Below are 26,581 nucleotides of genomic sequence, written 5' to 3' on the forward strand. Positions count from 1 at the left end.
CAGCGCTTGGCTGGCCTTTCTGCGGCGTTATCGCCCGCTCATGTAGAATAACACACCGGGTGCCGCGCACATCGCGGGCGATGCCTTGCATAAAAAACCAGCCAAACTGCTGCAAAACTATCCACCAAAGGTCAACACGCTCTAGCTAATCAAAACTATATCGGTGTTCAATCATTGTCCGCGGATGTGCGACAAGAGAAATGTGCGCTTAGCGAATATTTAGTCCCAGCTAAAACCTAATTGCGCTTGTTGTTGTGGATTTTTTAAGCCGACATGAATACCAACCAACCGCACGGCTTTACCTTCACCGCGTTGCCAGGCTTGATCCAGTAGCTGTTCCAGCATTGGAAAATTAAGTTCATGATGCTGGCGTTCGATGGTGGTCTGGTGGAAGTCCTGAAATTTGAGCTTGATACCAATTTTCTGAATTTGATCAGTCGCCTGGCAGCGTTGTACCCGATGATGCAGCTTGGTATAGAGCTCTTGTAACCATTGCTGGCCTTGTGATAATAGCTTCAAATCGGTACTGAAGGTATGTTCCACCGCGATGGATTTTCGCTCGCGTTCAGTTTCAACAGGGCGGTTATCGATGCCTTGGCTACGTTCGATAAGCACTTCGGCATAACTGCCAAATTCGCGGATCAACAACTGTAAATCCGCATGCTGAATATCGCGGCACAGATGTAATCCCAATTTTGCTAATTTTTCGGAAGTTTTTTGACCAACTCCCGGAATTTTTCGCAGCGGTAATTTTTCGACAAATGCGGCGACTTTTTGTGGTGGTAACACAAACAGACCATTTGGTTTATTTTCATCACTGGCAATTTTCGCCAGAAATTTATTTGGGGCAACACCTGCTGAAGCGGTAAGGCCAGTTTCGGCATAAATCGTCCGGCGAATATCTTCAGCAATAAGGGTTGCAGACCCCGAAAACATCGAACAATCAGAAACATCTAAATAGGCTTCGTCTAATGATAATGGCTCAACCAAAGCGGTATAACGATGAAAAATGGCCTGAATTTCGGTACTTGCTGCTTTGTATTTTTCCATTTGTCCGGCGATTAACACCAGTTGCGGGCATAATTTTAACGCTTGACCGGTAGGCATTGCCGAGCGCACGCCGAAGGCTCTTGCCGGATAATTACAGGTACTGATCACACCACGTTCGCTGCGGCTACCGCCGATAGCAATCGGGACATCACGATAAGCAGGGTTATCGCGCATCTCAACGGCCGCAAAAAAACAGTCCATGTCGATGTGAATTATTTTACGCATCCGTCCACCACATTTGGCTTTGTAGCTGTATATTAATACAGTATATTTGCCGCTGCATTCAATCCTGTCAAGGCCGTAATGATAAGTAAATGATCTGAATGAAATTCTTTACATAACCAACTGCTCTTGCCAGTTCATAGCGAACAAATACAACTCGGAGTAGATGTATGGATGGCTATTTTATCAGTGCAACCTTCGACTTTTCGATGTATCATAGCGCCCAGTTTTTTAGCTACTTTATTCGCAACATTCAGCCATTGTGCCGCCGCAGGAGTAAGCATGTTAAAGCGTGATATGACCATCGCCGGTTTTGATCCGGAATTAGCCCAGGCTATTCAGAACGAAACGGTACGTCAGGAACAACATATTGAATTAATCGCCTCTGAAAACTACTGCAGCCCACGGGTGCTGGAAGCGCAAGGCTCACAACTGACCAATAAATATGCGGAAGGTTACCCGCATAAACGTTATTACGGCGGTTGTGAATTTGTTGATGTTGCAGAAGATTTAGCAGTTTCCCGCGCCAAAGAGTTGTTTGGAGCTGATTATGCCAACGTCCAGCCACATTCAGGCTCACAAGCCAACGCTGCTGTGTTCCTGGCGTTATTAAATGCCGGTGACACCATTCTAGGCATGAGCCTGGCGCACGGTGGTCACCTGACGCACGGTGCTCATGTCAGCTCATCTGGCAAATTGTACAAAGCGGTTCAATATGGTCTGCACCCTGAAACTGGCGTGATTGACTATGATCAAGCCGAAGCTTTAGCCCTGGAACACAAACCTAAATTGGTGATCGCGGGTTTCTCAGCTTATTCAGGTATTGTTGACTGGCAACGGTTCCGTGATATCGCTGATAAAGTTGGCGCCTATCTGATGGTTGATATGGCGCACGTGGCAGGTTTAGTTGCTGCTGGCTTATATCCAAACCCAATTTCTATTGCTGACGTTGTGACCACCACAACGCATAAAACATTAGCTGGCCCACGCGGCGGTTTAATTCTGGCGCGTAAAAACGAAGAAATTGAGAAAAAACTCAATTCTGCGGTGTTTCCAGGCGGTCAGGGTGGTCCATTAATGCACGTAATTGCGGCAAAAGCAGTCGCATTTAAAGAAGCATTACAGCCTGAATTTAAAGTATATCAGCAACAAGTGTTGAAAAACGCTGTGGCTATGTGTGACGAATTCCAGGCCCGCGGCTATAAAGTGGTTTCTGGTGGCACGCAAAACCATCTGTTTTTATTAGATTTAATTGATAAAAACATCACCGGTAAAGATGCTGATGCAGCACTTGGTCGTGCTCACATTACCGTGAACAAAAATTCAGTGCCAAACGACCCACGTTCGCCATTTGTGACTTCTGGTCTGCGGATTGGTACACCGGCCATTACCCGTCGTGGTTTTGGCGAAATTGAAAGCCGGATTGTTGCCAATTACATCTGTGATGTGTTGGATAACCTCGGCGATGAAGGTGTGGTTGAACGGGTGAAAGGTCAGGTCACTGAGCTTTGCGGCCGTTTCCCGGTCTATGGTTGATTGAGCGTTAAATGATATGATGGCCGCAATTGCGGCCATTTTTTTAAGGAACAACGCCTTGTTTTGTCCGTTTTGTCGTGCCGACGATACTAAAGTCATCGATTCCCGTTTAGTTGCCGAAGGCCATCAGGTGCGTCGGCGGCGTGAGTGTGGCGCTTGCCATGAACGCTTCACCACATTTGAAACTGCCGAACTGGTGATGCCACGCATTATCAAACGCGATGGTTCACGTGAACCCTATAATGAAGACAAGCTCAGAAGTGGTTTACAGCGCTCCCTGGAAAAACGTCCGGTGCCGACGGAGCAGGTCGAATTGCTGATCAGCCAGGTTGAATCACAATTACGGGCGACCGGCGAACGGGAAGTGCAAAGTGAGTTACTAGGCCATCTCATCATGGACGGTCTGGTTAAGCTGGATAAAGTCGCTTATGTTCGTTTTGCATCCGTCTATCGCTCCTTTAAAGATATCCGTGAATTTGGTGAAGAAATTGCCAGGTTAGGGGACGAGTAAGTGAGTTTTACTCAATTAGATCAAGAGTATATGCATCGTGCTATCGAATCGGCAGCCCTTGGCCGTTTCACGACATCACCCAATCCAAATGTTGGAGCTGTGATCGTCAAAGATGGCAAGGTTGTCGGCGAAGGATATCACCGGCAAGCAGGCGGGCCGCATGCTGAAGTGTTTGCCCTGCGTCAGGCCGGTGAGCTTGCAACAGGTGCAACCTGTTACGTCACGCTAGAGCCGTGCAGTCATTATGGCCGAACGCCACCTTGTGCGCTGGCGCTGATTGCCGCTGGTGTGAAGCGTGTTGTCGTTGCGATGTTAGATCCGAACCCGCTGGTCGCTGGCAGCGGCGTAAAATTGCTTCAGGATGCCGGAATTGAAGTAGAAAGCGGATTGTTGCAAGACGAAGCCATCGCTTTGAATCCGGGTTTTTTGCATAAAATGCAATCACAGCGGCCCTTTGTCCGGTTAAAACTGGCTGCCAGCGTTGATGGCGCTATCGCGCTTTCAAACGGTGAAAGTAAATGGCTGACCGGCGCAGCAGCCCGCGAAGATGTGCAGCTACTGCGTGCCCAAAGCTGCGCTATTTTATCAACAGCGCAAACCGTACTGGCGGACGATGCGCTACTCAATGTGCGATCGGTCGCAGTAACGCCACTTGAAAATGGCCAAATCCGTCAACCGCTGCGGGTTATTCTAGACCGCCGTGGGCGTTTAACCGGCAAAGAGCCGATGTTTGCAACCGGCGGCGATATTCTTTTAATTCATCAGACTGGGCTACAATTGCCAGAAATCGACAGCGCCGTTGTGAAAGTCCAACGTATTGAGTTGCCAGTAAACCTCGAGCAACGATTTGATTTAGAAGCATTACTTGATTTGTTAGCTTCCAAGGCCATTAACCTGTTGTGGGTGGAAGCGGGTGGTGATTTGGCGAGCCAGTTCTGGAGCCAAGGATTGATCGACGAACTGGTGCTTTATCAGGCGCCGATGTTGCTCGGACGAAATGCGCAGCCGATGTTGCCGTTACCGGTTTTTTGCAGCATCAGCGATGCCCCGCGCTGGCAATGGCAGGATGTCAGCAAAATTGGTGATGACTTACGTTTGATAGCTCGTCTTAAAGGACAATAACTGATGTTTACCGGTATTATTGAAGCGACCGGCGTGTTGGTGCAACTCTCGCCACACGCGACCGATCTTTCTTTACGAATTCAAAGCAGTACATTGGATTTTTCCGATGTGAAACTGGGCGATAGCATTGCCAGTAATGGTGTTTGCCTGACCGTAACTGCCTTTGGCAATGATTGGTTTCAGGCCGATTTATCCAATGAAACCCTGGCCAAAACTTTATTCGGCCATTACAAAACTGGTCAGTTGATCAACCTAGAAAAAGCCTTATTACCAACAACCCGGCTCGGCGGACATTTGGTCAGTGGTCATGTTGATGGCGTGGCGACTGTCAGCCGCATCGAAAAAACTGGCCGTGCCTGGCAGATTTTCATCAAAATGCCGGCCAGCCTCAGTAAATATATCGCCGAAAAAGGCTCGATTACCATTGATGGTGTCAGTCTGACGGTCAATGAACTGACCGGTGACGAATTCCGGCTGACCATAGTGCCGCATACGGCGCAGCACACCACCTTACAGACATTGCAACCTGGCCGTCAGGTGCATCTGGAAGTTGATTTGTTAGCGCGCTATTTAGAACGATTATTAACAGGCCATCAGACACCGGCAACACAAGGTGTCAGTCTGGAATTATTACAACAACGTGGCTTCCTCTGAGCCTGCAACGTCTTTATAACCCAAGGTGAGTTATGCAATTAAATACCCCGGCAGAAATTATCGACGATATTCGTAACGGCAAAATGGTCATTCTGATGGATGACGAAGACCGTGAAAACGAAGGTGATCTGGTGATGGCGGCCGATTATGTGACGCCTGATGCGATTAACTTTATGGCGACTTATGGCCGCGGTCTGATTTGTTTAACTTTAACCCGCGATCGCTGTAAACAACTGAATTTACAGCTGATGGTCGACAAGAATAAGTCGCAGTTCGCCACGGCTTTTACTGCCTCGATTGAAGCTGCAGAAGGTGTGACCACCGGTATTTCGGCCGCCGATCGTGCCCGTACCGTGAAGGCTGCAGTGGCGCGCGATGCAAAGGCTTCTGATATCGTGCAGCCTGGCCATATTTTCCCACTGATGGCGCAAGATGGCGGTGTGCTGGTGCGCGCGGGTCACACTGAAGCGGGTTGTGATTTAGCCCGGCTGGCTGGTTTAGAACCGGCGTCGGTGATTGTGGAAATTCTGAATGACGATGGCACTATGGCCCGGCGGCCAGATCTGGAAAAATTTGCCGCCAAACATGGTGTTAAAATTGGCACCATCGCCGATCTCATCGAATACCGTAACTTGCACGAAACCACCATTGAAAAAGTCGCGACCTGTAAATTACCGACCGAAGTAGGCGAGTTCGATTTAGTCACCTTCCGCGACACCATTGACAATCAAATCCATTTTGCACTGGTCAAAGGCGAAATCAGCGCCGAACAACCAACGCTGGTCAGAGTGCATTTGCACAATACCTTCAGCGATTTATTGTTAGCCGATCGTGCGGCGAACCGTAGCTTTTCACTGCATAGTGCGATGAAACGTATTAATGAAGAAGGCGGGGTGCTGGTGCTGCTTGGTAAACACGAGAGCACCGAAGATTTGATGACGACGGTACAGAACTTCGAAGCTGAAGATAAAGGCGAAAAACCAGTCACCGCACCATGGAAAGGCACGTCTCGCAACGTCGGTGTGGGTTCGCAAATTCTGGCAAGTCTTGGCGTGCGTAAGATGCGTTTGCTCAGTCAGCCAAAGCGGTATCACGCTCTGTCAGGTTTTGGCCTTGAAGTGGTTGATTACGTCTCTGAATAACCGGCACGGCCGCAATTGTGAATATACCCGTCATCCTTGAAGATTCGGGGTTGTTGGCCGCCTTCACAAACCCCAGTCACATAGGACTACTATGCTCCTGGGGATTTGTTCAGTTGCCGCCTACCCGAATCTTCAATGATTTTGGGTATAAACACTAGTCGGATGCGGCTATTGTTGTGCTATCATATGCGGCCTTTTTAGCGACAGTTTTTCTATATCCCGAATCTTCAAGGATGAAGGGTATAACTTCCCACCATATCGAGGATAACTCATGCAAGTAATTGAAGCAGGTTTAGCCGCCAAGGGTAAAAAGTTTGCCATTGTGGTGGCACGTTTTAATAGCTTTATTGTGGAAAGTTTATTAGATGGCGCACTTGATACTCTGAAACGGGTTGGTGATGTCGCCGAAAACGATATTACAGTCGTTCGCATCCCTGGCGCTTTTGAACTGCCACTTGCAGTGCAAAAAGTAGCAGCCAGCGGCAAATACGATGGCATCATTGCATTAGGCGCAGTGATCCGCGGTGGTACTCCGCATTTTGAATACGTCGCCGGTGAGTGTGTGAAAGGTATCGCCCAAGTGTCGATGCAATATAGCGTACCAGTGGCTTTTGGCGTGTTAACTGTTGAAAGCATTGAACAAGCTATTGAACGTGCTGGCACCAAAATGGGCAACAAAGGCGGTGAAGCTGCCATGTCGGCTCTGGAAATGGTTAACGTGTTAGCACAACTGTAGGATTTTTAGATGAAACCAAATGCACGTCGTCAGTCTCGTTCGCTGGCAGTCCAAGGGGTTTATAGCTGGCAAGTCAGCAAGAACCCAATTGGTGATATAGAGCAACAGTTGTTATTGGAACAAAATACCAAGCATCTGGATGTCGGCTACTTTCAGGACATCCTGCGTGGTGTTGCAGTGAATTTCGCCGTGCTGGACGAAGCAGTGAAACCTTTTATTGATCGCCCGTTTGAAGAAATTGATTTAGTCGAGAAAGCTATTTTACGGGTTTCTGCTTACGAGCTGAAATTCCGCCTTGATGTCCCTTACAAAGTGGTCATCAATGAAGCCATTGAATTGGCCAAGGCCTTCGCCGCCGACGACAGTCACAAGTTCGTCAACGGCATCCTCGATAAAGCGGTCAAGCTACTCAGACCAAATTGATGGAGAGCCGGCGAAAGTCGGCTTTTTTATGGGCGAATTCGAACTCATTGCACAATGTTTCAGTCAGGCTGGTCGCAGCCGGACCGATGTAGTTATTGGTGTTGGCGACGACGGTGCTGTAGTACAGGTGCGGGACGGCTTTGATTTGGTGGTCACCACCGATACCATGGTGGAAGGGGTACATTTTTTCCCTGATGTCGACCCAAGAGCGCTCGGACACAAACTGGTCGCAGTCAATGTCAGCGATTTAGCCGCGATGGGCGCTGAACCGGCCTGGTTGTCGCTGGCGATTACGCTACCAAAAGTTGAAGATGCCTGGTTGCAGGCTTTCGCTGAAGGTTTAAGCGAAACAGCTGACTATTACAACTGTCAGCTGATTGGCGGCGATACGACACGTGGCCCCTTGACGCTGACCGTGATAGCCAAAGGTTTTGTGCCACGTGGTAAAGCCATTACCCGTGCTGGCGCCAAAGTCGGCGACTATATTTACGTCACCGGCACTTTAGGCGATGCCGCCCTTGGTTTAAAACTGGTGCAAAATCAGGTTGAAGTCAGTAAAAAACATCGCGCGCATATTTTGCAGCGCTTTCATTATCCGACCGCCCGCGTGGCATTAGGGCAAGCGCTTCGCACTATCGCCAGCAGTGCGATGGATATTTCCGACGGTCTGTGTGGTGATTTGCCGCATATCCTCAACCGCTCGAAAGTAGGTGCTATTGTCGATGTCAGTAAAATCCCCATGTCGCAAGCGTTGAAAGACAGCTGTGACTGGCAAAGCGCGTTGCAATGCGCGTTGTCGGGTGGTGAAGATTACGAACTGGTGTTTACGGTGCCGGAAAATAAACGCGGCTCTCTGGAAGTGCTGTTATCACCTTATGGTGTGCCAATCAGCTGCATCGGCCGCATCACTGGCCTTGCAGGTAAGCTTGAATTAAAGCAGGGCGATCAGCCGTTTACTTATCAACATAGTGGTTATCAGCACTTCTGATGAAACAACACCCGTTTAACCTCACCAAATGGCAACATTGGCTGGCGCTGGGTTTTGGCAGCGGCCTTGCACCAAAAGCGCCCGGCACTTTCGGGACTTTGGCTGCAATTCCGCTGCTGTATCTGGTGTGGCCGTTTGGCATTTGGTGGGCTGCGGCTTTTGTGGTGCTGGGCACTTTGCTCGGTGTTTATCTTTGCGACGTGGTCAGCCGCGATATTGGCACTGCCGATCATGGCAGTATCGTCTGGGATGAAGTGATTGGTTTTGCTATCACCATGTTTGCAGTGCCGCTGTCGCTGACCAATTTGCTGGTCGCTTTTCTGCTATTCCGACTGCTGGATATCGCCAAACCCTGGCCGATCCGCTGGTTTGATCGCAATGTGCACGGTGGTTTTGGTGTGATGTTGGATGATATTGTCGCTGGAATACTGGCCTGCGCCCTGTTACATAGTGTATGGTTACCACTTCAGATTTAATCGCCGAACCCGTTGCAGGCTTCTATGCATTTTGCTCGTTTCTGCTTGTTTTGCTTCGCATTTCTTACGCTCAATGCTTCAGCGCAGCCACAATCAATTTATGATTATGATATCAAACAATGGACTGCCGCCGATGGCTTGTCTAACAACTCAGTCCGGGCGCTGACGCAGGATCAACAAGGTTTCCTCTGGATTGGCACTTTAACCGGCCTGAACCGGTTTGATGGTCATCAATTTGATGTATTCACGTCACAAACCAGCCGCCATTTAATCAGTAATGTGATTACCCGTCTGTTGACCGACAGCAGCGGCTATATCTGGATCGGCACCCGCTCCGGTTTATCCGGCGTGACCTCCAGCACCTTAAAATTCGACCGTTATCCGATCCTTGGCGAAGTGACGTCAATTGTGGAAGTGGCGCCGGATGAAATCTGGGTCGCGGCGGATAATTTGTTCCGAATTAAAGAAGGACAGATCAGTCGGGTAGAGGAAGTGAAAGAACCGGTCAACCAACTGGAAGTCACGCCACACCATATATGGGTCAGTAGCAGTAAGTATTTGTATAAAATCGCCAAAAATGGCCAGCTGGAGAAGCTGAGTTTGCCAGCCGATTTATCACAACATCCGGTGTACGACTTGTTATGGCACAACAACAAAATGCATCTGGCCAGCGAACAAGGTTATTTCCATGTCGATGAAGACGACGCTATTGTCCGCTGCAAACTGCCGCGGCAAGAATCCAGCCCGGTATACAAATTGTTCCGCGACCAACATAACGGCGATTGGGTCTCTGGTTACAGCGAATTATTTCATCGCCATCAGGGACAGGACTGGCAAGTGATCAGCCGTGACGAACTTGGCAGCTCTACTTTGTTTACCGATATTTATCAGGACCGTCAACAAAACGTCTGGCTTGGTAGTTTTGGCGACGGCATCTACCGGGCGTCACGTGGCAAAATAAAACGAGTGGTCGGTCGTGAGCAACCGGACGATGTGGTCAGAAGCGTGGTCGAAGCGCCTGACGGCGAATTGTTGCTGGCGTTACAACAAGGTTTGGGATTTTTATCCAAAGACAATGTGTATCGCCCGGCAAAGCTAAATTTTGCCGGTAATTTAAATACAGTGCAGGATCTGCAGCTGGACAATGATCATTGGTTGCTTGCCACCGACAGTGGCGTTTATCGCTGGCAGCCACAAACAGGTGCGGTGGAACTGATTGATATTTTGTTGCGCGGCGTCAAAAGCCGGGTGGTGAAACCCAGAGCCGCTGGCGGTTATTGGATCGGGACCGCGATCGGCTTGTTTGTGTATGAGCAAGGTAGACTTACTCCTTTTGCCTTTAACAACGAACTTGAATCGACAGTCATTACTTATATTGAAGAGCAGCAGGATAAATTGCTGATCGGGACTACCCGCGGCGGCTATCAGTACCAGCAACAAAAACTACTACGGATTGGTCTTGGCAGTCCGTTGTATCACGCTTACATCAGTAGTTTATTGTGGTTAAAAGATGGCTCGGTGCTGGCGGCGACCATCGATGATGGTTTGTTTGTACGGCAATTTGACGGCAAGTGGCTGCAATTTGACACGGCCAATGGTTTACCTTTTGAGCCGGTGATTAGTCTGTACGACGATGAACAAACTGGTTATGTCTGGGCTAGCACGCTCAAAGGAATTTTTCGCTTTCACCCGGCCGATTTAGCCCGGCATGATCAAAATAAAGCAGTGTTTGAACAAGTGTTGACACCTTATGACCGCCAGCTTGGTACTGCGCCGGGACGCTGTTGTAATGGTGTTGGCCACAGCAAAGTCGCGCGACGTGATCAGCAGTTGTGGTATCCGACGTTAAAAGGATTGGTGGCGGTGCCACTGTCGTTTAAAGCCGGCTTAAATACCTACAGCGAACCGATGATGTTGCAGGTGCAGTCAACGCAGAATTATTTGCTGCAGCCACAACAAGACAAGTTGGTGATGGCGATTGACGAGCGAAACTTGACCTTACGCTACACCGCCATCGATTTTTTAACGACGGCGGCGCTGGAGTTCCGTTACCAGCTCAGCGGATTTGACGCCGGTTGGCAGCATGTCGGCGCTCGCCGCGAGGCGATTTATACCAATCTGCCACCCGGCAGTTATCAGTTCAGATTACAAAGCCGCCAAAACAACCAAAGCTGGGATTTGGCGCAACAAACTGAATTAACGCTGGTGATCCCGCGCCGGTTTGATGAAACCGCTATTTATCGCGGTTTATGGCTGTTATTGGCATTAATCATTTTATACGGGTTATTCTGGCTTGGTCGGCGTAACAACCAACTTAGGGAGAACTCACTGACCAAGCTGGTGAAACAGCGCACGCAGGAGCTTGAAAACAGCAATTTCCGCTTAAATGAACTCAATGAGCAGTTGTCGCAATTAACACATAAAGATCCGCTGACCGGACTTCGTAATCGTCGCTTTATGTTTGAACAATTGCCCAAAGATATTGAACATTACCAGCGCAACCGCGATTCGATGCTGGCGCAGAACAAGTGTATTGCGCTTATTCATCTGGATATTGATGGTTTTAAACTGGTCAACGACAAATACGGTAACAGCGCAGGCGATAGTTTACTGCAACAAATCAGCGGTTTATTAATTAAAGAAACCCGCGGCTCTGACTACGTGGTGCGGTACGCCGGTGAAGAATTTATGCTGGTACTACGCGATGTACCGCAAGATCTGGTGAAAGAATTTGCCCTGCGCTTAAACGAGCTGGTGGCGTTGGAGCCGTTTCAATTGCCAGATGGTCGGGCGGTGCCGATGAATTGTTCCATTGGCTATGCGCTGTATCCACTGGAATTATTAGGCGGGCAGTTGATTGGCTGGGAAGTGTCACTGCAACTGGCCGAGCTGGCGTTGTTCCATGTTAAGCATTCCGGCCGCAATGGTGTCGCAACTATCTTGTTTGATAATCAAGTGGATGCGTTTGAATTTGAAGACAGTAATCACATCGAAGCGCAGATTGAGAAGTTACTGGCAGACAGTGTGGCCTGGTTTGATTTAACGCTTTGTAAAATTTCCAGAAGCTAATAAAAAGCCAGTCGCTCGTCGCGACTGGCTTTTGCATCAAGTTGGGCTTTTGATTTAGTTAGTGCGCGATAAAATCTTTGATCCGCTGCAACATCCCAGCGCTATCCAGCCCCAGCTCTGCGTACAACTGCTCTTGCGAGCCGTGCCGGATAAACTGATCCGGTAATCCCAGATTTAACAGCGAAAATGACAAGCGCAATGCCGCCACAGCTTCGTTGACAGCCGAACCCGCGCCACCGGCAATGGCATTGTCTTCAATCGTCACCAGTGTTTGGTGGTTGGCTGCTAACTTCTGTAACAAAGGCAAATCGAGCGGCTTCACAAAGCGCATGTCGACCAACGTGGCATTCAGCTGCTCTGCCACTTCGGCAGCGCTGTGCAGTAAAGTTCCGAATACCAACAAGGCAATGCCTTCGCCCTGACGAATAGTCCGGCTTTGGCCAATTGGCAGTAACGTCATGGTCTCAGCAGGTGCGATACCAGTGGCCGAACCCCGCGGATAACGCACCGCTGCCGGACCTTGATGTTGATAGCCGGTGTACAACATTTGGCGGCATTCGTTTTCATCGGACGGCGCCATAATGACAATATTCGGAATACAACGCAGGTAACTTAAATCAAAAGCGCCTTGGTGAGTAGCACCATCAGCGCCAACGATACCGGCGCGATCAACAGCAAACAGCACGTTCAGGTTTTGCAGTGCAACGTCATGAATAAATTGATCATAACCACGTTGCAGGAAACTCGAATAAATCGCCACCACCGGTTTTAAGCCATCAATCGCCATACCTGCAGCCAAAGTCACGGCATGTTGTTCGGCAATGGCCACGTCAAAATAACGATCGGGGTAGGTTTTCGAAAACCGGACTAAATCAGAGCCTTCGCGCATCGCCGGGGTAATGGCTTGCAGTTTGTTATCCTGCGCCGCCATATCGCAAATCCAGTTGCCAAAAATATTGGAAAAACTTGGTTTACCAGCTTTTTTCGCCGGCTGCGAAGTACTGCTGGGGTCGAATTTACTGACTGCATGATAACCAATTGGATCCTGTTCGGCCGGTGCGTAACCTTTGCCTTTTTTGGTGACAACGTGGAGTAACTGCGGGCCTTTAAGCATCCGCATATTGCGGATGGTATCGACCAGCGTTTCCACATCATGGCCATCAATCGGGCCGATATAGTTAAAACCCAATTCTTCAAAAAAGGTACCTGGGGTGACCATGCCTTTAAAATGTTCTTCGGCGCGGCTTGCCAGTTCATGCAACGGCGGTACACCACTTAAAATCTTTTTGCCACCTTCACGCAGGCTGGTGTAGAAGTTTCCGGATAAAATGCGGGCAAAATACCGGTTTAATGCGCCGACGTTTTCTGAAATCGACATTTCATTGTCGTTCAAAATAACCAACATATCCGGTTTCACTTCTCCGGCATGATTCAGCGCTTCAAACGCCATCCCGGCGGTAATAGCGCCATCACCAATCACGGCCACCACTTTACGGTGCTTTTGCTCGGCTTTGGCGGCGATGGCCATACCAAGGGCGGCGCTAATGGAGGTGCTGGAATGGCCAACGGTTAAAGTATCGTATTCGCTTTCTTCGCGACATGGAAATGGATGCAAACCATCGAGCTGGCGGATAGTTGGCATCCGCTCACGGCGGCCGGTCAGAATTTTATGTGGGTAGGCCTGGTGGCCGACATCCCAAATCAGCCGGTCAAACGGAGTGTTGTAGACGTAATGCAGCGCGACTGTCAGTTCGATAGTACCAAGACCTGAGGCAAAATGACCGCTGCTTTGGCTCACCGTTTTCAGCAAATAATCACGCAGCTCATGGCTGAGTTTCGGTAATTGCTCTTGCGGGATCTGACGCAGGTCGGATGGCAGATTGGCTTTGGCTAAAAGTGGGTAATCAAAAATGTCGGGAGCCATATACTGAACCTTGGTCAAAAGCTGCGTGCAATTACGTAATGAGCAAATGCGCTGAGTGGTTGGGTGTCATAAGGTAACACAGATAAAGCGTCGTTGGCTTCTGCAAACAGTTGCTGCGCCTTGGCTTTGGCTGCTGGCAGACCAAGCAGGGATGGGTAGGTCGCTTTGTTTGCTTGTTGATCTGACCCCTGCGGTTTACCGAGTGTAGCTGTGTCGCCTTCAATGTCGAGAATATCGTCTTGTACCTGAAAGGCCAGGCCTAAAGCGCGGGCGTAACGCACCAGAGCAGCAAGCTCTGCTGACGCTGTCGCCGGACTTGCCAGCCAGGCCATCTGCACGGCGCATTCAATTAAAGCACCGGTTTTTAACTGGTGCATCGCTTCTAAGGCTTCGACCGTCATTTGTTTGTTGGTATGGGCTAAATCGATCGCCTGACCGCCGCACATGCCGCTGTAGCCTGATTGTTTTGCCAGCTGTTGTACCATTTGCAGGCGTTTTGGGTAAGCGACCTGTTGATAAGGATGGTTACTCAACAGCTCAAATGCCAGCGCTTGCAAGGCATCGCCCGCCAGAATTGCGGTCGCTTCATTAAACGCTTTGTGGCAGGTTGGGCGGCCGCGACGTAAATCATCATCGTCCATCGCCGGTAAATCGTCGTGAATGAGCGAATAGGTGTGTAGACATTCGATGGCCGCCGCTGGAGCGTCAAGATCCAGTGGCTCTGCGCCAAGCATCTGGCCGACGGCATAGACTAAAAACGGCCGAATTCTTTTACCACCAGACAACAAACTATATTGCATTGCGGCCAGCAATTCTGGATCGGTGAGCGGCTGCGCGGCTAATGCTTTCGCCATCACTTGCTCAACCCGTTGTTGATAAAGCGCTAATGAGCTTTCCACCGTCTTATTCTCCGGCAGGGCTGGCAAAGGGGGTAAGTTGTTCTTGTGCATTGGGTTGCAACAAAATTTGTACTTTTTGCTCCGCCGCCTGCAATTGTTGCTGGCTGGCACGTGTTAAGGCGATACCGCGCTCAAATTGTGCCAAAGCATCGTCAAGGGATAAGTCACCTTGTTCTAGCTGCTGCACTATAGTTTCAAGTTCGGCGATCATTTGCTCAAACTGCTGCGGATTTGCTTGTTTTTTACTCATAACCCGACCTTTTGATAAGAGTGCGCAAAGTTACCTTAGCCGACTGTGATGGTCAATCAGAATGGCTGACGTAGCAACTAAATTCTCGGTGCCGTTGAAATTAATTTAAGCTAAAAATGTTATTAGTCGATAACTCACGATAAGCTAAGATAAATTCGTTGTTCAGCATCGTTTTAAACGGGAGAGTTTTGTGGATTTAGCAACCATTTTAGGTTTGGTCGCCACGATTGGGATGATGGTCTGGGCAATGTATCTGAGTGCCGCCGGCGATCTCATGATGTTCTACGATTTTATATCTATTGTGATCGTGTTTGGCGGCAGTATCACTGTTGTTTTTATGAAATTCACCCTGTCGCAACTGGCCGGCAGTTTTAAAGCGGCTGGCAAAGCCTTTATGTTCAAAATGGAATCGGCGGAAGAACTGATTGAAAAGGCCGTTCAACTGGCCGACTCCGCCCGAAAAGGCGGTTTTTTAGCGCTGGAAGAAGCCGAGATCCCGAATGCTTTTATGCAAAAAGGTATCAATATGCTGGTTGATGGCCACGACGCTGATGTGGTACGCGGCACTTTAGAAAAAGATATCGATCAGACTTACAACCGCCATGGCGTGTATATCGCAGTTTTTAAGCAGTTAGGTGATCTTGGTCCTGCAATGGGGATGATTGGTACCCTGATCGGTCTGGTCGCGATGTTAGCCAATATGTCCGACCCAAAAGCTATCGGGCCTGCAATGGCGGTCGCGCTACTGACCACCTTGTATGGCGCGGTACAGGCCAACTGTCTCTGTATGCCACTTGCTGACAAAATGTCTATTCGTAATGAAGAAGAAAAAACCAATAACCAGTTAATTCTCGATGCAGTGATGGGAATTCAGGATGGGCAAAACCCGAAAGTGATCGAAGGGATCCTGCGTAATTACCTGATGTCGAAAAAACGCGAAGTCAAAGTTGACAGCGAATAGGAGGCTCCATGGCTGAATGTCCAAAGTGCCCGCCACCCGGTTTACCGGCGTATATGGGAACCTTCGCGGATTTAATGTCCTTGTTAATGTGCTTTTTTGTGCTGTTATTGTCGTTTTCTGAAATGGACGTACAGAAATTTAAACAACTGGCGGGGTCGATGGCATTCGCCTTTGGCGTGCAGAATAAAATTGAAGTCAAAGATATTCCTAAAGGCACCAGCGTGATTGCGTTGGAATTCCGCCCCGGTCGTCCTGATCCAACGCCTATCGACACCATTCAGCAGCAAACCGTTGATATGACGCAGCAAACCATGGAGTTTCAGGCAGGCGAAGACGATTCTGCCGGCGGGCGACAGGAACAGCGTGAGGATAAAACCGGTGGTGCCAGTGACAGTACCGATGAGCAATCTCAGGCACCTACTGAAACTGAAACTGCGGAAATGCAGGAACAAGTCAATGAAATGGTGAAAAAGATTGCGGAGCAAATGGAACAGCAAATTCAGGATGGCGCTATTGAACTTGAATCATTAGGCCAGCAAATCATCATCCGTATTCGTGAAAATGGTTCCTTTCCATCCGGTTCTACTTTTTTGCAGCCAAGATTTAAACCTATTATTCAGCAAATTGGCGCCATTTTAAAAGATATTCCCGGGGAAATTACCGTATCAGGCCATACCGACAGCGATCATGTGGCGGACGAGCTGAACAGTAATAACTGGGAGCTTTCGGCAAAACGGGCCGTATCCGTGGCGGTAGAATTGCTGCAAGATACTGGCCTCGATAAAGACCGTCTGGTGGTCGTAGGGCATGCGGATACCAGACCGCTGGTGCCAAACGATACCGTGCAAAATCAACGTCGTAATCGGCGGGTTGAAATATCAATTGTGCAGGGCAAAGCAAAATTGTCGGCGCCTATTCAGTTAAATCCAACGCCTGGGCCAGGCGGCTAGCGGCGTTTGGGGTTGCTTGGCATTGGTTGTTTTGACGGGTAGTTTAAAGCGCTGATTGATGTTATCAGTTGCTGACCTTCTTTTAGCTGCGCATTTTGCCGTATATTTTGCCGCACATTTTGCCGCACATAAGCCATTTATGGCGTTATAATGCGCGCCAGTTTTTTTGTGGCGGCAGCGGCTTATGATCGAATTTATTATCAAGTTACATCCGGAAATTTCCATCAAAAGTAAGTCGGTCCGCAAACGCCAGACCATGTTACTGGAGCAAAATATCAAAACGATTTTGCTGCAGCTTGACCCCACCATCGAAGTTCGCAATTTTTATGATCATCTGACCGTCACGGCTCAGCAAGACTGTGACAAGCTGCGGCGACAATTGCTGGAACATCTGCAATGTATTCCGGGCATCGTGCAGTTTGCCGAAATGCAGTCCGGTAGTTTCGAGTCGTTGCATCATATATTTGAGCAAGTGCTGGAGCTGTATCGCGCGCAGCTGGAGCACAAAAGTTTTTGCGTGCGGGTCAAACGCACCGGCGACCATCCTTTTTCTTCCATCGAAGCTGAGCGTTATATTGGCGGCGGTTTAAATCAACATATTGCCTCGGCGCAAGTGCGGTTGAAAAATCCGGATCTGACAGTTCATGTTGAAATTAAACGCGACAAACTGATGATTGTGCGCCAGATGTATCACGGCATGGGCGGTTTTCCACTGCCATCCCAAGGCGATGTATTGTCGTTAATTTCCGGTGGTTTTGACTCGGCGGTGGCCAGTTATCTGATGATCCGCAAAGGCCTGCGCACCCATTTTCTGTTTTTTAATCTCGGTGGCGCGGCGCATGAAACCGGTGTAAGGCAGATGTCTTTTTACTTGTGGCAAAAATATAGTCTGTCGCACAAGGTCAAATTTGTGTCGGTCGATTTTGCGCCTGTGGTCACGGAAATTCTGGAAAAAATCGACAACGGCCTGATGGGCGTTGTGCTCAAACGCATGATGATGCGCGCCGCAGCCACAGTGGCAGAAAGCCTGAATATCAAAGCGGTGATCACCGGTGAAAGTGTTGGCCAAGTGGCCAGTCAGACCATCGTCAATCTGAATGTGATTGACCGGGTCACTGAAATGCTAATTTTAAGACCGCTTATTTATCAGGATAAACAAGAGATTATTGATATTGCGCGGGCAATTGGCGTAGAAGATTTGGCCAAAACCATGCCTGAATATTGTGGCGTGATTTCAAAAAGCCCAACGGTCAATGCGGTGCTTTCTGAAGTCAATGCCGCTGAGCAGCATTTCGATTTCAGCATCCTCGAACAAGTCAGTAACAACGCCAAAGTGATGGATATTCGAACCATTGAATATCAGGCAGAGCAGCAGGTGGCGACCGTCTCGCTGGAAACCGTGTTGCCGGCCGGCGCTATTGTGCTGGACGTACGGGCGCCGGATGAAACCGAGCGTTTTCCATTGCAATTAACCGAGCATGCCGTAGTTGAATTACCGTTTTACAAAATCGCCAATGGCTTCGCCGCTTTGGATCAGACGCAGCAGTATTATTTATATTGTGATCGCGGCGTGATGAGTAAACTGCAAGCTTTGCTACTAAAAGAGCAGGGCTATCAGAATGTGGCGGTTTATAAAAAGCCAGAGTAGGACATAGCGCAGCAGGCTATTGTTGCAAAAATTAATACTGCCAGGGTTGTAATCTGGCAGTTAGCTGCTGATAAAGCGCCAGATGTGCCGGAAGTTGGATTTGATGAGCCGCCGCCTGTTGTAATAAAAAGCCGGTGATGGCATTGAGTTCAGTGCGACGCTGGTTGGCGACATCCTGTTGCATGGATGAGAGATTTTGCGCCGTGGTTTGTTGGACTTTTTCGATCAGTTGCTGCAACTCATCCAGGCTAAATTGTTGGCCACAGGCCTTCGCCACCAATACAAACTCAGTCAGCAGTTGGCTGATTTGCACCTGATATTCTGCTTTTAATAATTCGCCATTGCGAACCTGCAGCAACGCCGTCAGTGGATTAATCACACAGTTAATGGCCAATTTTTTCCACAAGTAAGGTGTGATATCAGCCACTTGCTGTAACGGCCCTAATGCGATGTTGAGATCACTGGCGATGGTTGTGACAGAACTTCTGGCGGCAGCGTTACAAGCGCCGAGCATGGTTTCGCCAAAACCGGTATGCCGCACTTGCAGCGGCGATGGCTTGTAAGCGCCCTGAGTGGTGCTGGCGAACCATAAACCCTGACTGGGCAGCAGCAATGCCTGAACTTGCTCGAGGGTGCCCATGCCGTTGTGACATAACACGATGTGCGCGTGCTCACTTAAATGCGGCAATAACTGCTGCACCGCGGCGACGGTATCAAAGGCTTTGACCGGGATCAGCACTTTGTCAAAAGGGCCATGAGTTGCCCCTGCAAGTTGCATCGGAAAATCGCGACTGCCGACACTAAAACGATAATTCAAACTTTGTGCCTGCCGCAGCCACAGTTGCACCGGTTGCTGCGCTAAGGCCCAGCGACTGGCAGCCAGTAAACCAATGGCGCCGCGTCCGACCACCAGCCAGGGTTTTTGCGAAATTCCGGTTGAAACCTCTGATCGATGTTGTTCCATGCGATGACCTTGGGTTTAAGTACTGACGGTTTTAAAGCGGGCAGGCCGCCATGTCCAAAGCAGCAGCGCCAATAAAATACCGCAGATATCGGCCAACCAGTCCCACCAGTCACCCTGACGAACTGTCAGATAATGTTGTGCCAGTTCCACCAGTCCGCCATACATACTCATTAGCACCAACCCTGCCAAGGTTCGACCCGCAAAACTGAGTTGCCACAACAATGTCAAAACCACAAACACTAACAAATGCATCACTTTATCGTTTGGCATCCAGTTTGACGGTAAGCCACTGACATCTTTTAAAAAACCATAGCTGCAAATCATCAGCGCCAGGACCAGTAGAATACGGAAAACATGTGGGCTCAGTGTCATAGGTATGTTCATTTTTATATACCCGTCATCCTTAAAGATTCGGGGTTGTTGCCTTCGTTCGTTCGCCCCAGTCACATAGAACAGCTATGCTCCTGGGGTCTCACTCACTTGTCGCCTACCCGAATCTTCAATGATTTTGGGTATATGTTGCCGCTTGTATGCGAGTGTCGGTCTTTACCCTGGTTCAGAGCTACTCACCCCCAACCGCGATTGCATAAGTTTGCCTATTTATCGCAAACCTATGGTCTTTGATTGTGTGTAGTCGTGTGTAGTAGCTCTGAATGACAGGTTGATAAAGAACGTACTAGTCTCTAAAGTTCTTAAATTGGAAAGGCTGGCCGAGGTCACTTCCCCGAACCAACTGGATTGCGGCTTGCAGGTCGTCACGATTTTTACCAGTGACCCGTAACTCTTCGCCTTGAATTGCTACTTGCACCTTAATACTACTTTCTTTGACGATTTTAACGATTTTTTTCGCGAGTTCTTTGTCAATGCCCTGCTTGATAACTATATGGCGCGTAATGTATTTGCCATGACGATCTTCTTTTTCAAGTTTGAAACTACTGACATCCATCTGCAGCTTACTCGCTTTGGTGGCAAAAATATCAAACAGCTGCATCACTTGCTGATCGGCTTCTGCGGTCAACTCAATGTGGTCTTTTTTAAACTCAATTTTGGCGTCAACGCCACGAAAATCGTAACGGGTTTCAAGCTCGCGTTTCGCGTTCTCAACCGCGTTATTTGCTTGATTCATATCAATTTCTGAAACAATATCAAATGAAGGCATGGCTTTCTCTTTTTCGATTAAAACTTAGTTGCCTATTATAAGCTAAAGTCTGCAACGAGCGAACCTCTTCTGTATCCAATAAATTGACACTTTACAGGCTATAGGGGGTAAATAAGCTGGAAACGGTTCTGCGCAGTTCGGGAAAGTTCTAATTCAACAGCTTTTTCTAAAATCAGTATCAAAATTTCCGCGAGTAAATCAAATTCCGGCGCGATGCCTTATTAGCCATCTGGATTTCTATTGACATTCAAGCCGCGGCCGCTACACTAAGGCCGCATTTTTTCAGGTGCTGTTTTAGCTGTTGGTAATACTGCCAATTGCGACAAACAGTGAAACGGGAATCTGGTTCAACGCCAGAGCTGCCCCCGCAACGGTAACACTGTTCGTGAATAGTTAAAAAATTCACGATGAAGATCGCGTAGCCACTGTCTTTGGATGGGAAGGTGAGATCTTGGTCAGATTTTTAATGTCTGGCAGTGTAGCCCGGAGACCGGCCTGAGAAGTTCATTCACTCAACGACACGCGGTGGGCGTGTACCACGGAGTTATTATGTTGAAGTTCTCAATGCTGGGCACTGCTGTGTTCAGTACCGCCGTTTGTGCTAATTCTGCTACAACCGATCTTGAACACATTTCTATTTATGCCAATCGTTCGGCTAAACCAGTGCATCAGGTCAATGCAAGCGTCACAGTGGTTGAACGCTCAGATATTGATTTATTGCAGCCAAAAGATTTGCCGGCGTTGTTGCAAACTTTGCCTGGGATCCATATCGCCAGACAAGGAAGTCAGGGGCAATTGGTGAGCGTCTTTGTACGAGGTGCAAACACTAAACATACACTGATCCTGATTGATGGTGTCAGAACAGGTTCCTCCAGTGCCGGATACCAGGATATATCGCAAATTCCGGTTGAATTGATTGAGAAAGTTGAGTTGATCCGTGGGCCAAGAGCGGCCTTGTATGGGTCAGATGCTGTTGGCGGTGTGATCGCTATAACCACCCGACAAACACCGTCTACTCAGGTTGTCCTTCGTACCGGTAGTCATGGTTTAGGGCAAACTGCAATCCACGGTCGCTATCAGTTTGATAAAAGTGAAATTTTTGCTTCGACAGGTTATAGCAAAGCCGATGGCATCAACGTTATGGCAATTCCGGGAGCAGATCCGGACCGGGATGGTTTTACCAATCGATTTGTCCGCGCAGGTGCCAGACAGCAGTTCAATGATGGTTCGTTGCAATATACTACACAGCTGGTGCGCGGCTTTAATGAATACGATGATTACCCAAGCAGTTATGGTCGCTATCATGATCAAGCCAAGGTAAAACAAGACCTGCATCAGCTTAAAGCTGAATTTAACCAACAGTTGAATTCAGTGCAATTGGCACATCAGGCGCATTTTGCTTTAAATAAAGACGATAGCCTGAACTATGGGAATGAGGTGGCGTCTTCGTTGTTTCATACCGAACGGCAGGAGTTTGAGTACCAACTGAATGCCGCACTGAATGAATCGTTGACGTTGATTTCTGGTGTAGTGAGCCGCAACGAACAAGTTGAATTTCAAAGTGTTGATGAGTCCCGTCGTACAAACAGTGTGTTTGTTGGAGCCGGGCAACAGATCGGTCATTTGAATCTTGAAGCAACAGTCCGCCGAGACCATACCAGTTCCTATGGTAGCAGCAATACCTATCAGTGGGGGATGAGCTATCAGGTGGTAGCGCCACTTCAGCTAAGGTTTAACCAGGGCTCGGCATTTAAGGTTCCAACATTTAATGACCTGTATTATCCGTTTTCCAGTAACCCTGATTTGTTGCCGGAACAATCGTTGTCCAGAGAGGCAGGCTTAAGATTTACGCCCGCAGGTAGTTATCAGTGGCAGTTCGATTTGGTGCATTTCCAGCGTGATATGGTCAATATGATCATCTGGAACAGCAAATCCAAGCCCAGCCCAAAACCAGAAAACTTAGTAGAAGCGAAGATACATGGCTTAGAATACAGCATGGCCGCCCGTACTGGTTTGGTGCAGCATCAACTCGCTGTGACCTATACCGCAGGTGAGTATGTGCACTCCGTCACCGGTGGTTTACCGGACATTCCAAAACAAAAATACAATTATCTGGCCAGTGTTGAGCTTGGTGATTGGCAGGTGAGTGGTTCATTAATGTATCGTGACGAAGTGCGAAATCGCTTTACTGGTGTACCGCAACTTAAATCGGTTGTGTTGGCGGGAGCGGGCGTACATTATCGAATTAATGATCGTTTTCAGGTTCGGCTGAACCTCGACAACTTGTTTGATCGAGACTACAACACGACCGTTGGGTATCATCAACCTGGCCGTGAATTTAGTCTGTCACTGCAGTCGCTGTGGCTCTGATCCGGTAACTTACCTTTCAATACTGTTGATAAAAGCCGGCGATTTATTATCTGCCGGCTTTTTTATTTGCATTCTAAAGTACCTATTGCTCTCGCGGCACCTACCCGAATTTTCAATGAAGGCGGCCAACAACCCCGCAACTTCAAGGATGACGGGTATATAATCGAATAGTCCATATTTGCGGTAGAATTGAACTTACAATGCGACCTTTCGTCGTGTCAGGCGACTGCTTATCCGGGGAAATCCCGCTCCCACTGAAATAATGTTGATATAAATTTAATAATTCAATAGTCCAGCGAGCGGCGCCTGTGGATTGTGTCAGCGTTGATAAATCAATGAATTGGGTTGGCGAAGTGTGTTGCTCGTCGGCACTATATTCATTCTTTATAACGATGACAATGATTGGGCGTGGAACAGGAAGTCTCTGCTACACGCCCCCGCTTTTTTTTCACAAGGTTTATCCAAGCGATCCTTTGTGATACCACTGTATGGCGATGACGTGATCCGCGGTCCGGATTTTTTTCTCATTATTTCAAGATTGCCGCAAACTGCTGCCGAAACTTGGCAAGTTTCGGCAGCACTAAAAACTGGCAATAAGGTTGATTGGGGTTTTGCGCGGCGTAACCCTGATGATATTGTTCCGCCGGATAAAAAGTCGCAACCGCTTCAATGCTCGTCACAATAGCAGCCGGGTAAACTTGCTGCTGCGTCAGTTCTGCGATCAACTGTTGCACTTCAGCCTGCTGTTGTTCGTCATGTACAAACACTGCTGAGCGGTATTGTGTACCCACGTCATTGCCCTGACGATTTAACGTGGTTGGGTCATGCAGGAAAAACAAAATTTCCAGTAATTGCCGGTAGCTGATGATGGAGGCGTCAAACTGTAACTGTACTACTTCGGCATGTCCGGTCTGGCCGGTGCAAATATCGCGATAGCTCGGGTTGGTGGTGTGACCGCCCATATAACCACTGGTGGCGCTGAGCACGCCTGTTAATTGGTTAAAGGCCGCTTCGATACACCAGAAACAGCCGCCGGCGAAAGTGGCAACTTGTGTGTTCATTGAATTCTCCGGTTATTTTTGCATTTGATCTGTCGACATGGGGGCAACGTAGTCTAAACCAATAGCAGGATCAAATTTAGTGTGGTTGGTGTCGGCCGATCTATTTTCCGTTCCACAATTGCAGTCTCACATTTTAGTCGCACAAACAACAGCGGCCGCGGTCAACATAACAGGAGTTCAGGTGAATATTGCCATTATTGGAGCAGGCGTCAGTGCCGCTGCTGCGGTTGGGGTGCTGAAACAGCACGGCTGTCAGATCAGTGTGTTTGAGAAATCGCGCGGACCGGGCGGGCGGATGAGCAGCAAAAGAGCGCTGGCCGGTAGCCTGGATTTAGGCGCGCAGTATTTTACTGCCCGCGATGCCGGTTTTATCGCCCAGGTTGAACAGTGGCGCAGTCAGGGACTGGTACAAATCTGGTCGATGCAACCTTGGGTGTCTGAACACGGTGTATTGTCGCGCTCTGACGATCAACAAATCCGTTATGTCGGTACCAGCACCATGCATCAAATGCTGATCCCCGCCTTTAGTGGTGTTGACATCCATTACCAGTCTAAAATCAATGAGTTAAGTTTTATCACCAGCAACGTCAGCAGTCATTCACAGGGGCAGTGGCAATTATGTTCCGAGCAAGGCGAATGTTACGGTGGTTTTGATGCAGTGCTGCTGACTTGCCCGCCGGAGCAAAGCTACCAGCTACTTATTGGAGCGCCGGTTTGCGCACAAATTCCGCGGCAAAGTTTGGTGCCTTGTTGGGCGGTGTTACTGGAGCTTGCAGCACCTACCCATGTCAGCATGGATGCGATTTTTGTCAAAGACGGCGCTGCGAGCTGGGTGGCGCGTCAATCCTCCAAACCCGGTCGGCAAAGTGCCCGTTTGCGTGATGTGTCAGAAGCGCCGGAGCAGTGGCTGTTGCATTTCACCGCTGATTTCAGTGCCGCCGAGCTCGAAGCCAGTGCTGAACGGATCACCGAACTTGCCGCAGCCGAGCTGGTCCGGGTGTTAGAGCGCACCGTCGAGGTGGCTGCTGCTTTATGTCATCGTTGGTTATACGCCAGCTACAATCCGGCCATCGCGCCTTGTGGTGTGCTTTATGATGCGAAAATGCAACTGGCATTAGCGGGCGACTGGACCTTAGGCGGCAGAGTCGAAAACGCCTGGTTATCCGGAGTGACGGCTGCTGAGCAATTGCTCAGCGCCCGGCATAAAAGCGGGCAGCAACGTTGAGCCGTTGTTTATTGGTGTTGGGAGCGGGCAGTGGCATTGGTCAGGCATTGCTGCAATTGGCGGTTGAGCAAGGCTGGCAGGCAGTTGGCGTCAGCCGTCAGGCGCGACCGGCAACCCTAGCCGCTGACATTGTCTGGCAGCAGCTGCAGTATCAACAGGATGATCTGCAATCGCTGGAGCAAGCCCTTGCTGGAATTTGCCAACAGTACCAGCCACAACTGCTATTTATTTGCCATGGCTTACTGCAACTCGCTGCTGTCAAAGCAGAAAAAACTATCCGGCAACTGGATGTGGCTGCCGCGGGCCAAAGCTGGTGGGTCAATTATCTGGTGCCGCTGCTGCACCTCAAAGCCATGTGGCCGTATTTACTACAGCAACCCTGCAAAGTTCTGGTGTTAAGTGCGAAAGTCGGCAGCATTACCGACAATCAACTGGGCGGTTGGTATAGCTATCGTGCAGCCAAAGCGGCGCTGAATATGGCGGTGAAAACGGCGGCCATTGAGCTGCAACGCCAACAAAAAAACACATTGTTAGTCACGGTTCATCCCGGTACCACCGACACTGCGCTGGCGGCGCCATTTACCAAAAATCTGGCTGCTGGCCAACTGCAAACCCCGGCAGCGACAGCATTACGGTTGTGGCAAGTCGCTGAAAATTTGACAGCTAAAGATCATGGGGCACTGCTCAATTGGGATGGTCGTAGGCTGCCTTACTAGCTGGTTATTACGGCAGTTTCTTGAATCGTCAGCAATGCCAATCTCTTGTGTTTAACCCTTGATGCTGAAGTGTGTAGCAGGCTAAGCTGAGCGCTTCATTCAGACAAGGAGTTCAATATGGGATTATTCAGTGGTTTATTAGGGAATGCTGGTGAAGTCGATGTGGCTGAAGTTGAGCAAGAGTTAGCCAGTATTATGGCCGATGGCGAAAAACCAGAGCAGGTGTTTAAGCTGATCCGCGATATGATTGTGTTTACCAATCGGCGATTGATTTTGATTGATAAACAAGGCTTAACCGGTTCGAAAAAGGAATATATGTCTATTCCTTACCGGTCGATTGTGCGATTTGCGGCCGAAACTAAAGGCCATTTTGATTTGGATTCCGATTTAAAAATCTGGTTGAGCGGCTCCGAGCAGCCGATCAGCAAAACCTTTAGTAAAGACGGCAATATTATGTCAGTGCAAAAAGCACTGGCGACTTATGTTTGCCGTTAATTGTCGCCAGTATAGGTACGCCGACCCGCT

Annotated in this window: 25 protein-coding genes and 1 riboswitch; of the genes, 17 read left to right on the forward strand and 8 right to left on the reverse strand. The window is 49.0% G+C overall.

Annotated elements, in window-relative coordinates; all coding sequences use genetic code 11:
• Nucleotides 1-219 precede the first annotated feature (219 nt).
• Nucleotides 220-1,275, reverse strand: a complete 1,056-nt coding sequence (gene dinB / locus EOE67_RS11400; RefSeq protein ID WP_127699205.1) for a DNA polymerase IV — start codon at nucleotides 1,273-1,275, stop codon at nucleotides 220-222.
• A gap of 279 nt (nucleotides 1,276-1,554) precedes the next feature.
• Here dinB and glyA point away from each other — a divergent pair, with 279 nt between their 5' ends.
• From glyA to EOE67_RS11450, 10 genes are all read left to right on the forward strand, one after another.
• Entirely contained in the window at nucleotides 1,555-2,808 is a 1,254-nt protein-coding gene (gene glyA, locus EOE67_RS11405; RefSeq protein ID WP_127699206.1) for a serine hydroxymethyltransferase, read from the forward strand.
• A gap of 58 nt (nucleotides 2,809-2,866) precedes the next feature.
• Nucleotides 2,867-3,319, forward strand: a complete 453-nt coding sequence (gene nrdR / locus EOE67_RS11410) for a transcriptional regulator NrdR (RefSeq protein ID WP_068066845.1) — start codon at nucleotides 2,867-2,869, stop codon at nucleotides 3,317-3,319.
• Nucleotides 3,320-4,441, forward strand: coding sequence for a bifunctional diaminohydroxyphosphoribosylaminopyrimidine deaminase/5-amino-6-(5-phosphoribosylamino)uracil reductase RibD (gene ribD, locus EOE67_RS11415; RefSeq protein ID WP_240652790.1), 1,122 nt, complete (start codon nucleotides 3,320-3,322; stop codon nucleotides 4,439-4,441).
• Nucleotides 4,442-4,444: 3 nt separating this feature from the next.
• Nucleotides 4,445-5,095, forward strand: coding sequence for a riboflavin synthase (locus EOE67_RS11420; RefSeq protein ID WP_127699207.1), 651 nt, complete (start codon nucleotides 4,445-4,447; stop codon nucleotides 5,093-5,095).
• A 32-nt stretch (nucleotides 5,096-5,127) separates the two neighbouring features.
• Nucleotides 5,128-6,237, forward strand: coding sequence for a bifunctional 3,4-dihydroxy-2-butanone-4-phosphate synthase/GTP cyclohydrolase II (gene ribBA, locus EOE67_RS11425; RefSeq protein ID WP_127699208.1), 1,110 nt, complete (start codon nucleotides 5,128-5,130; stop codon nucleotides 6,235-6,237).
• Between the two features lie 271 nt (nucleotides 6,238-6,508).
• A complete protein-coding gene (gene ribH / locus EOE67_RS11430; protein ID WP_127699209.1) occupies nucleotides 6,509-6,973 on the forward strand; it encodes a 6,7-dimethyl-8-ribityllumazine synthase in 465 nt (154 codons plus the stop codon).
• 9 nt (nucleotides 6,974-6,982) lie between these two features.
• Nucleotides 6,983-7,396 (forward strand): transcription antitermination factor NusB, encoded by a 414-nt coding sequence (gene nusB, locus EOE67_RS11435; protein WP_127699210.1) that lies wholly within the window; start codon nucleotides 6,983-6,985, stop codon nucleotides 7,394-7,396.
• Nucleotides 7,397-7,424: 28 nt separating this feature from the next.
• The gene (gene thiL / locus EOE67_RS11440; RefSeq protein WP_127699211.1) at nucleotides 7,425-8,384 is read left to right on the forward strand and encodes a thiamine-phosphate kinase; all 960 of its coding nucleotides are present in this window, start codon (nucleotides 7,425-7,427) and stop codon (nucleotides 8,382-8,384) included.
• Nucleotides 8,384-8,860, forward strand: a complete 477-nt coding sequence (locus EOE67_RS11445; RefSeq protein WP_127699212.1) for a phosphatidylglycerophosphatase A family protein — start codon at nucleotides 8,384-8,386, stop codon at nucleotides 8,858-8,860. Before thiL ends, EOE67_RS11445 begins: the two co-directional genes overlap by 1 nt.
• A 24-nt stretch (nucleotides 8,861-8,884) precedes the next feature.
• On the forward strand, nucleotides 8,885-11,929 hold the full coding sequence (locus EOE67_RS11450; RefSeq protein WP_127699213.1) for a ligand-binding sensor domain-containing protein: 3,045 nt from the start codon (nucleotides 8,885-8,887) through the stop codon (nucleotides 11,927-11,929).
• Nucleotides 11,930-11,987: 58 nt separating this feature from the next.
• On the opposite strand, the gene dxs is transcribed toward EOE67_RS11450, so the two are convergent.
• From dxs to xseB, 3 genes are read right to left on the reverse strand one after another with little or no spacing between them, the layout of a single operon-like run.
• Nucleotides 11,988-13,853 carry a 1-deoxy-D-xylulose-5-phosphate synthase gene (gene dxs, locus EOE67_RS11455; protein ID WP_127699214.1) on the reverse strand — a complete coding sequence of 622 codons (1,866 nt, stop codon included), beginning with the start codon at nucleotides 13,851-13,853 and terminating at the stop codon, nucleotides 11,988-11,990.
• 14 nt (nucleotides 13,854-13,867) lie between these two features.
• The gene (gene ispA / locus EOE67_RS11460; RefSeq protein ID WP_127699215.1) at nucleotides 13,868-14,803 is read right to left on the reverse strand and encodes a (2E,6E)-farnesyl diphosphate synthase; all 936 of its coding nucleotides are present in this window, start codon (nucleotides 14,801-14,803) and stop codon (nucleotides 13,868-13,870) included.
• Nucleotides 14,757-15,002: an exodeoxyribonuclease VII small subunit gene (xseB, locus tag EOE67_RS11465; RefSeq protein WP_127699216.1), complete on the reverse strand. Its 246-nt coding sequence runs from the start codon at nucleotides 15,000-15,002 to the stop codon at nucleotides 14,757-14,759. The genes ispA and xseB overlap by 47 nt, the downstream gene beginning before the upstream one ends.
• A gap of 190 nt (nucleotides 15,003-15,192) precedes the next feature.
• Here xseB and pomA point away from each other — a divergent pair, with 190 nt between their 5' ends.
• From pomA to thiI, 3 genes are all read left to right on the forward strand, one after another.
• Nucleotides 15,193-15,963 carry a flagellar motor protein PomA gene (gene pomA / locus EOE67_RS11470; RefSeq protein ID WP_127699217.1) on the forward strand — a complete coding sequence of 257 codons (771 nt, stop codon included), beginning with the start codon at nucleotides 15,193-15,195 and terminating at the stop codon, nucleotides 15,961-15,963.
• An 8-nt stretch (nucleotides 15,964-15,971) separates the two neighbouring features.
• Nucleotides 15,972-16,913 carry a flagellar motor protein MotB gene (locus EOE67_RS11475; RefSeq protein WP_127699218.1) on the forward strand — a complete coding sequence of 314 codons (942 nt, stop codon included), beginning with the start codon at nucleotides 15,972-15,974 and terminating at the stop codon, nucleotides 16,911-16,913.
• Nucleotides 16,914-17,097: 184 nt separating this feature from the next.
• Nucleotides 17,098-18,561, forward strand: coding sequence for a tRNA uracil 4-sulfurtransferase ThiI (gene thiI / locus EOE67_RS11480; protein WP_127699219.1), 1,464 nt, complete (start codon nucleotides 17,098-17,100; stop codon nucleotides 18,559-18,561).
• A 31-nt stretch (nucleotides 18,562-18,592) separates the two neighbouring features.
• Here thiI and EOE67_RS11485 read toward each other — a convergent pair whose 3' ends face one another.
• From EOE67_RS11485 to EOE67_RS11495, 3 genes are all read right to left on the reverse strand, one after another.
• Nucleotides 18,593-19,525, reverse strand: coding sequence for a ketopantoate reductase family protein (locus tag EOE67_RS11485; protein ID WP_127699220.1), 933 nt, complete (start codon nucleotides 19,523-19,525; stop codon nucleotides 18,593-18,595).
• Between the two features lie 15 nt (nucleotides 19,526-19,540).
• A complete protein-coding gene (locus tag EOE67_RS11490; RefSeq protein WP_127699221.1) occupies nucleotides 19,541-19,897 on the reverse strand; it encodes a VanZ family protein in 357 nt (118 codons plus the stop codon).
• Nucleotides 19,898-20,201: 304 nt separating this feature from the next.
• Nucleotides 20,202-20,684 carry a YajQ family cyclic di-GMP-binding protein gene (locus tag EOE67_RS11495; RefSeq protein WP_127699222.1) on the reverse strand — a complete coding sequence of 161 codons (483 nt, stop codon included), beginning with the start codon at nucleotides 20,682-20,684 and terminating at the stop codon, nucleotides 20,202-20,204.
• A 267-nt stretch (nucleotides 20,685-20,951) separates the two neighbouring features.
• A riboswitch (cobalamin riboswitch) is annotated at nucleotides 20,952-21,197 on the forward strand.
• Nucleotides 21,198-21,233: 36 nt separating this feature from the next.
• Between EOE67_RS11495 and EOE67_RS11500 the strand changes: the two genes are divergently transcribed.
• The gene (locus EOE67_RS11500) at nucleotides 21,234-23,054 is read left to right on the forward strand and encodes a TonB-dependent receptor domain-containing protein (RefSeq protein ID WP_127699223.1); all 1,821 of its coding nucleotides are present in this window, start codon (nucleotides 21,234-21,236) and stop codon (nucleotides 23,052-23,054) included.
• 527 nt (nucleotides 23,055-23,581) lie between these two features.
• On the opposite strand, the gene msrA is transcribed toward EOE67_RS11500, so the two are convergent.
• Nucleotides 23,582-24,115: a peptide-methionine (S)-S-oxide reductase MsrA gene (gene msrA, locus EOE67_RS11505; RefSeq protein ID WP_127699224.1), complete on the reverse strand. Its 534-nt coding sequence runs from the start codon at nucleotides 24,113-24,115 to the stop codon at nucleotides 23,582-23,584.
• A 181-nt stretch (nucleotides 24,116-24,296) separates the two neighbouring features.
• Here msrA and EOE67_RS11510 point away from each other — a divergent pair, with 181 nt between their 5' ends.
• The 3 genes from EOE67_RS11510 (at nucleotide 24,297) to EOE67_RS11520 (ending at nucleotide 26,551) form a co-directional block, all read left to right on the forward strand.
• Complete coding sequence (locus EOE67_RS11510; RefSeq protein WP_127699225.1) at nucleotides 24,297-25,340, forward strand: NAD(P)/FAD-dependent oxidoreductase; 1,044 nt, start codon at nucleotides 24,297-24,299, stop codon at nucleotides 25,338-25,340.
• Nucleotides 25,337-26,056 (forward strand): SDR family NAD(P)-dependent oxidoreductase, encoded by a 720-nt coding sequence (locus tag EOE67_RS11515; RefSeq protein WP_127699226.1) that lies wholly within the window; start codon nucleotides 25,337-25,339, stop codon nucleotides 26,054-26,056. The genes EOE67_RS11510 and EOE67_RS11515 overlap by 4 nt, the downstream gene beginning before the upstream one ends.
• Nucleotides 26,057-26,173: 117 nt before the next feature.
• A complete protein-coding gene (locus tag EOE67_RS11520; protein ID WP_127699227.1) occupies nucleotides 26,174-26,551 on the forward strand; it encodes a PH domain-containing protein in 378 nt (125 codons plus the stop codon).
• The last annotated feature ends 30 nt before the right edge of the window (nucleotides 26,552-26,581 follow it).

Origin of the sequence: Rheinheimera riviphila, assembly GCF_004005945.1 — a bacterium.
In the GTDB taxonomy this organism is placed as follows: domain Bacteria; phylum Pseudomonadota; class Gammaproteobacteria; order Enterobacterales; family Alteromonadaceae; genus Pararheinheimera; species Pararheinheimera riviphila.